Genomic DNA, 9,759 nt, shown 5'->3' with positions numbered 1-9,759 from the left:
GAAGATAACTGGGCATACAGCTTCACGGGTCTACCGAAGTATGCGGCAGGTGAAAAAATCGTCTATACCGTGAGTGAGGAAGCCGTTGAGGGTTATACACCAACCTATGATGGCTATAACATCACCAATACCCATACACCTGAGGTAACAGAAGTCTCCGGTACTAAAACATGGGAAGATGCAGATAACCAAGATGGCAAGCGCCCTGATAGCATCACGGTGAACCTGTGGGCCGATGGTGAGAAAGTTGACAGCAAGACTGTAACTGAAGAAGATGAGTGGACATACAGTTTCACGAACCTACCGAAATATCAGAAAGGTAAGGTAGGTCAGGAAGTCGAGTACACTTTAACCGAGGAAGAGGTCAAAGAATACAAGACAACTGTAAATGGCTATAACATTACCAACACCCATACACCTGAAAAAATCGATATCTCTGGAACAAAAACATGGGATGACAACAAGGATCAGGATGGTAAACGTCCAGAATCTATCACGGTGAATCTGCTGGGTAACGGCAAGAAAGTCGATAGTGTCAAAGTGACACCTGATGAGGAAGGCAACTGGAAGTATACCTTCAAAGATCTTGACAAGTACGCTGGTGGTAAGGAAATCAAGTACACTGTGACTGAGGAACCAGTTCCTGGATACAAAGCAACAGTTGAGGATTTCGACATCACTAACAGCTATGAGCTTGGAAGCGTAATGGTGAATAAAGAAGTGACTGGAGTATCCGAGGATCACTTGGATGCTGCTGAGTTTACCTTCATTATTACAGGCCCAGATGATTCTGAGCAAGAAATCATCATACCTGCCGGAGATAGTAGGGTACTTAAAGGCATGACACCAGGCAAGTATACCATCAAAGAAGTTAAGCATGATCAAGCTTACAGTAATGAATCTTACAACTATCTAGGAACAAGCTATCAAATCAGCGGTACGGAAGAATCCGTAGAAGCACTTGAAGGTCAAATAGTGGTAAGTGAAAACAATAGAACAGTTGTAACTTTCACGAATCATTATGAGCCGGTTGGGGACTTGAAAGTAGTAAAAGTTGATTCTGCCGATAACAATAAATTCTTGAAAGATGCAGAATTTACGCTTACTGATGAAGATGGAAATGTCCAAACTCTTACTACTAATGATAAAGGGGTAGCGCTCTTTGAGAATTTACCATACGGAGAATATCAATTAGAAGAAACGAAGGCTCCTAAAGGGTATATTTTTAAAGAAGGACAAAAATGGACAGTTACAATCAAAGATCAATCCGTAGTTAAAATGCCGATTGAAAATACTAAAGGAACGCCTAGTCTTGAAGTATCCAAAACAACAGACAAACAAGAGTACAAACAAGGTGAAACCATCCATTATACAATCACCGTGAAGAATACAGGTGACATTGATTTGGAAGGAATCGAACTTAAAGGCATCTTCAGTAAAAATGGCGATGCTAATATTGAACAATTGGAACTTGAAGGCTATACAGGTCCAATTAATCTTAAGATTGGCGAAAGAGCTACGTACAAAGTTGACTATGTGATTCCGAAAACAGACCTTGCGGATACAACATACACAAATGTGATAATTGCAACTGTAGACGATGTGGAGTTAAGTGATGAAGTCACTGTCATAGTAGATCCAACTTACGCTCTTGATGTGAATAAAGAAGCGGATAAAGAAGAGGTTAAAGTCGGAGAAACTATCACATACACCATTACGGTTACGAACACAGGTAAACACGCCTTGACTGATGTGAACGTAGTCGACGAAATGGTTGGTCTCGATACGGTTATTAAGAATTTGGAAGCAGGCAAAACTAAAACCTTTACAGTTACACATGTGGCTACTGCGGAGGACGTTGGTGAATTAACGAACGTTGCGGTAGCGAAGGTGGTTGTGAATGGTGAAGAAATAGTTGAGGAAGGTTCTGTAACAGTTAAAGTAGCTACAAATGAAGAGGTTCTAGGATTTGTTCAAGATGACACAGCTGCAGATCAAGAAGAACCAACTATTATGGAAGTGGTACAAAACTTCATTGAAAACCCTAAAACTGGCCAATCTACATTAAATATTCTGTTGGTTTTAGGTGTATTCCTTATCGCTGGTAGCGGCTTGTATGTTTGGAAAAGAAAACACTAAGCTTTTAGAGTAAGTGAATACTAATTAATAGAAAACCAGCTTGGGTGGATTAATTCCCTCAAGCTGGTTTTTCTTATTTTATGAATGTTGTATAAATGGTGGTCCATCTATACGACAATCTTATATAAAAATATACATTTTAAAAGAATTCCAGCTTACTAATCCTTGCCCTGCTTAGGTAGAAAATATCTCTATTAAATTTAGAAGGTAATATAATTTCTATTATGATAGTAGATTGTTTAGTAGAGGTGTAAATCTTAAGATGTGAGATTAGTAAGCCGGGGTTAGTGTGTATTAAGATTTCTTAAGTCTGTCATAAAATCTTCGTAAAGTTCTTTTTGGCCCAAAGACTTGGCCAGGTTCATAAGGTCTAAGTAGTCGTCCGTTTCTAGGGCTGTTTCGTCTAAGCTGTGGAGATAATCGTACCGAAATGTTCTTTTCCTTAGGTTATAAACTGGTTTTCTGAAATAGACAGTAGCTGTTTGCCTGGTATTGTCTATTTGGGCAATGACTCCTTCTACCTTTTCGCCTTTTTCCATAATAAATACGGGATGACCGACCTTGAATGTTTTCATCTTTAAACATCCTCTATTATTGTTTTTTTTATACCTCTTATATAAAATATATACCCTTTGCTGTAAATTAGTACTCAATTTAATAATTTTCAAAGAAAATAATAAAATATTACTAGAAAGCATGAACAGTGTGAGAGATTTGCCCCATCTATATTACAGATATGAAATAAGCTAATCTACCAATCCGATGAATTACTTCCATTTAATTATGGGTATAAGCAATAGATAGGATTAGAGAGGATTGGGAGGAAATTGTATGAAATGGAAAGGCAGAAGAGCCAGTACAAACGTGGAAGACCGCAGAGGGATGAGCAGTAAAGGGATCATCGGCGGTGGGATTGGCGGTATTATACTATTGTTGGTGATTACGTTTTTAGGTGGAAATCCTACTGAACTATTAAATCAACTGGGAGGAGGCACATCTACTAATACAACAAATACAGAGTATGTTGGAACACAGGAGGAAGAGGAGCTCGCTGAATTTGTATCAGTCGTTTTAGCTGATACAGAGCAGGTTTGGACTAAGCTTTTTAAAGAAGAGGGCTTGGTGTATGAAGAGCCTACTCTCGTTATCTATAATGATAGTGTTCAATCAGCCTGTGGAACGGCTGGGTCATCTGTTGGCCCATTCTATTGCCCAGGAGATCATAAGCTTTACATAGATTTAAGCTTTTATAATGAGCTGAAAAGGGAGTTTCAAGCACCGGGTGATTTTGCGATGGCCTATGTTGTCGCCCATGAAGTCGGCCACCATGTACAAACCTTATTGGAAACCGACAAAAATCAGCAGCGTACAAGCTCTAATGACTATTCAGTACGGTTTGAATTACAGGCTGATTATTTAGCCGGTGTATGGGCTCATCATGCAGAGAGTATGGATTTACTTGAGGAAGGGGATTTGGAGGAGGCTATCACAGCAGCCAGTGCTGTTGGCGATGATACAATCCAAAAAAGGGCTCAAGGGTATGTGGTTCCGGAGAGTTTTACTCATGGTTCATCTGAACAGCGGATGCGCTGGTTTAAAAAAGGATTTAATTCCGGGAATTTAGAGGATGGGGACACCTTTAATGTGAAAAATCCATAAGGAAGAAAAGAAGGCCTGCTTCGCGAAGCAGGTTTTTTGTTTTTATCTATTTTAAACAGGAAAAGAATAATCGATATCGAACTAATAGAGTAAACCATTTAGGAGGAGAAAAAATGAATCGTCTAAACTTAGTAACGCTTGGCACAAGGAATATTATAGAATCCCATCGGTTTTATAAAGAATTGGGCTTTGACATGTCCATGATTGGTCCGAAATCTAGTCCGCATGTTATTTTCTTTAAAAATGAAGGGTCCCGTATTTCCTTGTATCCATTGGAGGATTTAGCGCGTGATCTTGATAAGAATAATCCGCCAAATTTAACTTCTGCTTTTTCAGGAATTACGCTAGGCTATAATGCGAAATCAGCCGAGGAGGTAGACCGTGTTATGGAAAAAGCGGAGCAGGCTGGCGCAAAAATTGTGAAACAGCCTGAAAAGACAGACTGGGGCGGATATGGAGGTTATTTTACAGATCCGGACGGATATTATTGGGAAGTGGCATATGGTGAGATGTGGCAATTTGATGAGTCCAACATGTTGGTTATTGAATAGAATTGGAGGATGTTAATCTACCTTTATAGGTACAAAAAAACTTTAGTTACCTTGGAACCGATATTGCTGGCTCTACGTTACGGTAATCGCTCATACAGTTCATTTTTGTGTGATTTTTCTTTTGACTGTATGGGTACCTTTAGAATTGGATTTTGCTAGTCTAAATGTTTTCTTCCAGTCTGACCATAGAATTTACTTCTGCTTAAACATTCTTATCCACTTTGTTACGGGAGGCAATAAAAAAGGCCAACCTTTATAGGTTAACCTTTGATTGTTTACAAACCATTTGAATAAAATTTTCAACCGCGAAGGCTGAGACTCCAAGAGCAGCTGAATAGATGGATAAATTGGAAAACTGAATCTGCAACTGGGATTTGGAAGCATCCAGGGCACATTCTCCTACAACATGTTCAACTTCATTCTTTAATAAATCTTTTGCCATAGCAAGGCGGTTTCCGATAATGATTTGCTCGGGATTCAACGTGTTCGTGATGCTGGCAATGCCGATCCCAAGGTACTTTGCGGTTTCTGTAAAGATTGCTTGTATCTGTTTATTGTTCTCTGCTTGTTCAATTAATTTTTCGAGCGTCCATTCTTCATTTGATGGGAGGAGGGTGGAAGCCTTTTTAATCAATGCCTTTTCAGAAGCATATAATTCCCAGCACCCTTTACTTCCGCATGAACATGGCAATCCATCATATTGAATGATCATATGGCCCATTTCACCGGCAAACCCATTAGATCCACGGTAGAGTTCACCGTTTAAAATCATTCCAACTCCTATTCCAATTCCGGCACTTATATAAACCGTATTGTTTGATGATTGTCTGGGACCTATCTTTTTCTCCGCAAAGGCACCTGCATTTGCTTCATTTTCGATTATGACAGGCAGATTAAATTCGTCCTGGATTTGGTTCTTTAATTGCTTCTGTTTCCAATCTAAATTAGGAGCGAGCAGAAGTTCCCCGTCTATGTTCACCATTCCTGGAACAGCCAGCCCAATCCCAACGACCCCATATGTACTATCAGGAGCTGAAGTGAGGAGAGAACGAATTAACTCATTTATAATCTGTACAGCTTCGTCATAGTTTGGATTCATAGCTGGCTGCTTGAGTTCTTTAATGATGTTGCCATTAAGGTCTGTAAGAACGCCAAGTATGTAATTCACTCCAATATCAATACCAATCACATGAGCAGCCGAATGTTGAAAGAGAAGCATGACCGGACGCCTGCCGCCGCTCGATTCCCCTGGCCCCGTTTCATAACAGATATTCGCTTCCAAAAGCTCGTTGACAAGGGTGGAGACCGTGCCCTTTGTCAGGCCGAGTTTTTGTGCTAAATCAGCTCTTGAAATAGGTGCATCATCTCGAATGGATTCCAGTATTTTTAGTTTATTATTGATTTTAATGGTTTGCTGATTCCACTTCATATCTATACTCCTTCTTTCTATCTCTATTGATAGTTATACCATACTCTTTCAAAACAAAAAACATCGTACATCCGCCTGGGAATAGTAATCTAAACGTAACGAAATAGATGATTAAAAAATATGTATAGGCTTTTCATAAAGACGGGTATGGGTATGACGCGATACTTAATCATTCAGGAACCTCTGCTTTCTAACGAGAATGTAATATTATAATTATTTATAATATTAAAATAATAATTATTATTATGATATAATTTTTTTATCTATTAATATATTTGGAAGAGGGGAGTTCTTTGGCTATTAAGATACCATCGATGTTGTTTTCTCTATGCTTATTGATTGTTCTTACAGGTTGTTCGGACAAGAATGGTACTTCCACTTATCGGGAGCATGAAGTAAATGATGATGCGTATATTATGTTAAAAGGTACGGACCTGTATATGAAAGAGCATGAGTCTGATATCGAAAAGGTTGATTCAAATGTTAGGGAGGATACGATTCATTATCGGGATGAGCATCGCGGGCTCATGTATATAAATGGTAACGATGATTTGTATAGCTATAAAGATGGGCAGAAAAAAAGAATAGCTAAACAGGTTTCTTCCAGTAGAATACCGTATTTGCTTTCCTTTGATGAAAGCACTCTTGCGTATTTGACTGAGGAAAATAATCAGCTATACGTGATTTTTGATGAGAGTAAACCACAGAAAATCCGTTCAGATATTGTCCAATACAGATTATCCATAGACGGTAAACGATTATTCTATACCAATGAAAATATGGATTTATATGTTTTTGCAAAAGATAGCGGTGAAGAAAAAATCGCTTCAAAGGTGGTTAATTTCCAGGAATCAGAGGGTGGTACCAGGTTACTTATCAGTACGGATGATGGTGAATTATACATCAGGGATTTAGAAAAGACTGAGAATGTCCATCTTCATGCAGATAGCCATGATTATGGGGGATTTCAGGTTGATGATTCTGGACACTATTCCTATTTAGCAGATTATCAGGGTGATATAGGCGAGCTTTACAGCCTATCTAGTGAAAATGAACCTGTTCGAGTTGCTTCTGATGTTCTCGATTATGAAATGAAGGAAGATTCCTATATTTATTTAAATGGAAATCAGCAATTGCTTATGAAGCAGATGGAAGATCAGAAATCTGATTTACTCGCAGAGGGAGTTGTGGACTTCTTTATACTCAATGATGATATCTATTATTTAGATGAGACACAGGCGATGTATAAAGTAAAAGATTCAGGTGTTCCTGAGGAAATTGCCCCCAATGTGATGATGGATTCCAGCAGCCGGCTTTGCTGGTCCATTGTAGATGATAAAATTATTTATTTATCTGCTAATCATTCTTTAATTCTAGATGGAAAGAAAATAGCGGATGATGTCACCGGTTTCGTGTCCTATGTGGACCATGTCGTTTACAATACCGAGGATGGCCAAATAAAATCCGTAAGTGTTCATGACACGGATGAACTACAGACATTTGACCATGCTGATTCCTATACGAGGATTTATTACGGTAATCAGCTGGTCTATAGCAAGACATTATCTCTCGCAGATATAGACGGTATTTGGGGAGTAGAGGGCACGGAAGAGGAGAAGTTGGATGGGTATGGAGAGGAATATGGTCCATACTTTTTCGAAATCATTACGGGTGCCGATCGTAATATGGGGTATCTTGTCATGTATGATGAAGAGGAAGAGCTTGTATTGGAACTGAACATAGAAGACTCCGACTCTGAATATATTACAGTGATTACAGATGTGGAGGATACATCCTTCATGTTCAAAAAAGTAAGCGAACAGGATTTAGACTTTATTTTTGATGGAGATGAATCCGACCCGCTTCCTCTTTATAAAACTACTGTGGATGAACTTGAGCAGTATTATGAACAATATCAACTTGCTTATTTTTAAGTAGCAGCATGAAAAGAGATGTTTAGATTAGTCTTTCGGGGGCTGATCGACATCTCTTTTTTGTGGTGTAAGAGTAATTAGTGTATAGTTTGATAGATTCGCTCAATCACTGTTATGCACGCTCAATGGGTAAAATTTTCGCTCGATTGCTTATACTTTCGCTCATAAAAATGAGGGTTGGCCCAATTATTGGCTGTTTTCGCTCAATTATAGTCTAGGTCGGCTTGATTAAGACTGAGTTTGGCTCTATTATTCTCGTAATCGGCTCCATTACAATAGAATTCGGCTCGATTGCTTGAAATCTTTGATTCCATATCACCTAATAGAGAGAATTACCTCTTGAAACTGGCAATCTAGTTAGCATCCCTCGTTGAATTCAATGAAAAAATAGCATCTGGCGCATTATTTAGCCAGCAACAGAGACACACGTTAAGCCGCCTTACGCTACAAACGAAAAAACCGGTGGAGGAAACTAAGATGTTTCCTCCACCGGTCCATCCATACGAAATACATTAATTCGCTACAGCTTTTCTGCTCTTTGCGGATCTGAACAGATTGGATGCTGTATAAATGATTAAGGCAATCCAGATAAACAGGAATGATATGCCTTGAATAAGGGTGAATGTTTCATCGTAGATCACGACAGCCATCACTAGCATGAGGGTTGGAGCTAAATACTGTAAAAATCCAATCATCGTATAACTGATTCGTTTCGTTCCTTCGGCAAACAGCAATAACGGAATTGCGGTTACAATCCCCGCTCCCATAAGAACTAAATCAACTTGGGTACTGTATGATAAAAAGGAATGCTCAGCAAAGAATAACAGATAAATGAGTGCGAATGGTGCAATGATCATCGTTTCGAGTGTTAAGCCTGTCCACGGATTGATTTGAACCATTTTCTTAATGAGTCCATATAATCCGAAGGTCATTGCCATGCATATAGCAGGCCATGGGATTGAGCCCTGGCTCCATGTCAGAATGATCACACCAATTGCCGCAGATAAAACAGCTATCTTTTCGCCATTGCTCAGTCTTTCCTTTAAAAAGATGGTTGCCAGTATCACATTGACAATTGGGTTAATATAATAGCCCATGCTGGCGGATAAAATATTATTGCTATTGACTGAAAAAATAAAGATAAACCAGTTTGCTGAGATTAATAGGGTTGCTAGGGTGATTGCTAACGTCAATTTAGGCTGTTTAAGGATGGTGGTGATTTCCCCAAAAACATCCTTCGACTTTCCGAAACAAAAGACGAGCAGCACCATAAACACAAAGGACCATAAAATACGGTGTGCCAAGATTTCCAAATCAGATACATTACCGGCTAATTTCCAATAGATCGGTAGGCATCCCCATAAAAAATAAGCTCCGCCACCAGCTAAAATGCCGAGCTTTTTTTCTTTTGCTTGATTCTCCATGCTTACACTTCTTTCTACTATAGCTTTCATATCAACCTATTATACTCCTGAACGGATGAAACGAAAATATTAATTGTATAGTTATCATTATTGTTTTACCTAAAGGAAGATGAACCTGTCAATCACAACAGGTTCATCTTCCTTCGTTCTGTATCATACAGCCTTGGATCGACCGGGTCTGATTCGAGAGAGAGTGTGCCAAGGACACATTCATGTACGCGCTGCAGGGAATCTCCGTTGACAAAACGGCGAATGCCTTCTACTCCGAGAACAAATTCACGTAACGCCAATTTTTGTTTTTTGGAGGTGTTTCTATTTTTCAAACGTGCTAGATTAGCGGGGGATAAATAATCCATCCCATAAATAATCGATAAATATTTTCTGCCTCTTACTTTAATAGCGGGCTGCAACAGCTTGCCTCGTTCTTTATCGATAAAAGTCTCAGGCTTAATGACGATACCTTCATGTCCTTCCTCAGTCATTTCCCTCCACCACTCGATGACCTCCTGCTCGCTCGTCTCGCTATCGATTACTTTAAATTCGGTTTCAATAAAGAATTTGGATAGAGCGGCTAATTCAAGATTCATGTGCATATGCCATACGAAATAATAAACTAATAATAC

At 39.1% G+C, this 9,759-nt stretch carries 8 protein-coding genes; 4 read left to right on the top strand and 4 right to left on the bottom strand.

Features of this window, described 5'->3' with window-relative positions; genetic code table 11:
- A partial coding sequence (locus AC4BHA_RS03610) for a Cna B-type domain-containing protein (RefSeq protein WP_490558169.1) occupies positions 1 to 2,139 on the top strand: 2,139 nt, incomplete at its 5' end.
- Positions 2,140 to 2,423: 284 nt separating this feature from the next.
- On the opposite strand, the gene AC4BHA_RS03605 is transcribed toward AC4BHA_RS03610, so the two are convergent.
- Positions 2,424 to 2,714 (bottom strand): S1 domain-containing protein, encoded by a 291-nt coding sequence (locus tag AC4BHA_RS03605; RefSeq protein ID WP_490558168.1) that lies wholly within the window; start codon positions 2,712 to 2,714, stop codon positions 2,424 to 2,426.
- A 256-nt stretch (positions 2,715 to 2,970) separates the two neighbouring features.
- Here AC4BHA_RS03605 and ypfJ point away from each other — a divergent pair, with 256 nt between their 5' ends.
- Together ypfJ and AC4BHA_RS03595 are read left to right on the top strand one after the other, a co-directional pair.
- Positions 2,971 to 3,798: a KPN_02809 family neutral zinc metallopeptidase gene (ypfJ, locus tag AC4BHA_RS03600; protein ID WP_490558167.1), complete on the top strand. Its 828-nt coding sequence runs from the start codon at positions 2,971 to 2,973 to the stop codon at positions 3,796 to 3,798.
- 113 nt (positions 3,799 to 3,911) lie between these two features.
- Complete coding sequence (locus tag AC4BHA_RS03595) at positions 3,912 to 4,349, top strand: VOC family protein (RefSeq protein ID WP_490558166.1); 438 nt, start codon at positions 3,912 to 3,914, stop codon at positions 4,347 to 4,349.
- A 253-nt stretch (positions 4,350 to 4,602) separates the two neighbouring features.
- Here the strand turns inward: AC4BHA_RS03595 and AC4BHA_RS03590 are convergent, their stop codons facing one another.
- Complete coding sequence (locus AC4BHA_RS03590) at positions 4,603 to 5,778, bottom strand: ROK family protein (RefSeq protein ID WP_490558165.1); 1,176 nt, start codon at positions 5,776 to 5,778, stop codon at positions 4,603 to 4,605.
- Between the two features lie 293 nt (positions 5,779 to 6,071).
- Between AC4BHA_RS03590 and AC4BHA_RS03585 the strand changes: the two genes are divergently transcribed.
- Positions 6,072 to 7,712, top strand: coding sequence for a TolB-like translocation protein (locus AC4BHA_RS03585; protein ID WP_490558164.1), 1,641 nt, complete (start codon positions 6,072 to 6,074; stop codon positions 7,710 to 7,712).
- Between the two features lie 512 nt (positions 7,713 to 8,224).
- Here the strand turns inward: AC4BHA_RS03585 and rarD are convergent.
- Complete coding sequence (gene rarD, locus AC4BHA_RS03580) at positions 8,225 to 9,136, bottom strand: EamA family transporter RarD (protein ID WP_490558180.1); 912 nt, start codon at positions 9,134 to 9,136, stop codon at positions 8,225 to 8,227.
- A 122-nt stretch (positions 9,137 to 9,258) separates the two neighbouring features.
- Entirely contained in the window at positions 9,259 to 9,729 is a 471-nt protein-coding gene (locus tag AC4BHA_RS03575) for a hypothetical protein (RefSeq protein WP_490558163.1), read from the bottom strand.
- Positions 9,730 to 9,759 lie beyond the last annotated feature (30 nt).

Source organism: Pradoshia sp. Z3_51 (genome assembly GCF_058215915.1).
Note: the sequence above shows the minus strand (reverse complement) of the source record. Positions and strands in the feature narration are given on the sequence as shown.

Bases quoted from the DNA above. Each gene is read 5' to 3' on its own strand.
- AC4BHA_RS03590 (WP_490558165.1), bottom strand. From the start codon at position 5,778: ATGAAGTGGAATCAGCAAACCATTAAAATCAATAATAAACTAAAAATA.
- ypfJ (WP_490558167.1), top strand. From the start codon at position 2,971: ATGAAATGGAAAGGCAGAAGAGCCAGTACAAACGTGGAAGACCGCAGA.
- AC4BHA_RS03595 (WP_490558166.1), top strand. From the start codon at position 3,912: ATGAATCGTCTAAACTTAGTAACGCTTGGCACAAGGAATATTATAGAA.
- rarD (WP_490558180.1), bottom strand. From the start codon at position 9,136: ATGGAGAATCAAGCAAAAGAAAAAAAGCTCGGCATTTTAGCTGGTGGC.
- AC4BHA_RS03605 (WP_490558168.1), bottom strand. From the start codon at position 2,714: ATGAAAACATTCAAGGTCGGTCATCCCGTATTTATTATGGAAAAAGGC.
- AC4BHA_RS03575 (WP_490558163.1), bottom strand. From the start codon at position 9,729: ATGCACATGAATCTTGAATTAGCCGCTCTATCCAAATTCTTTATTGAA.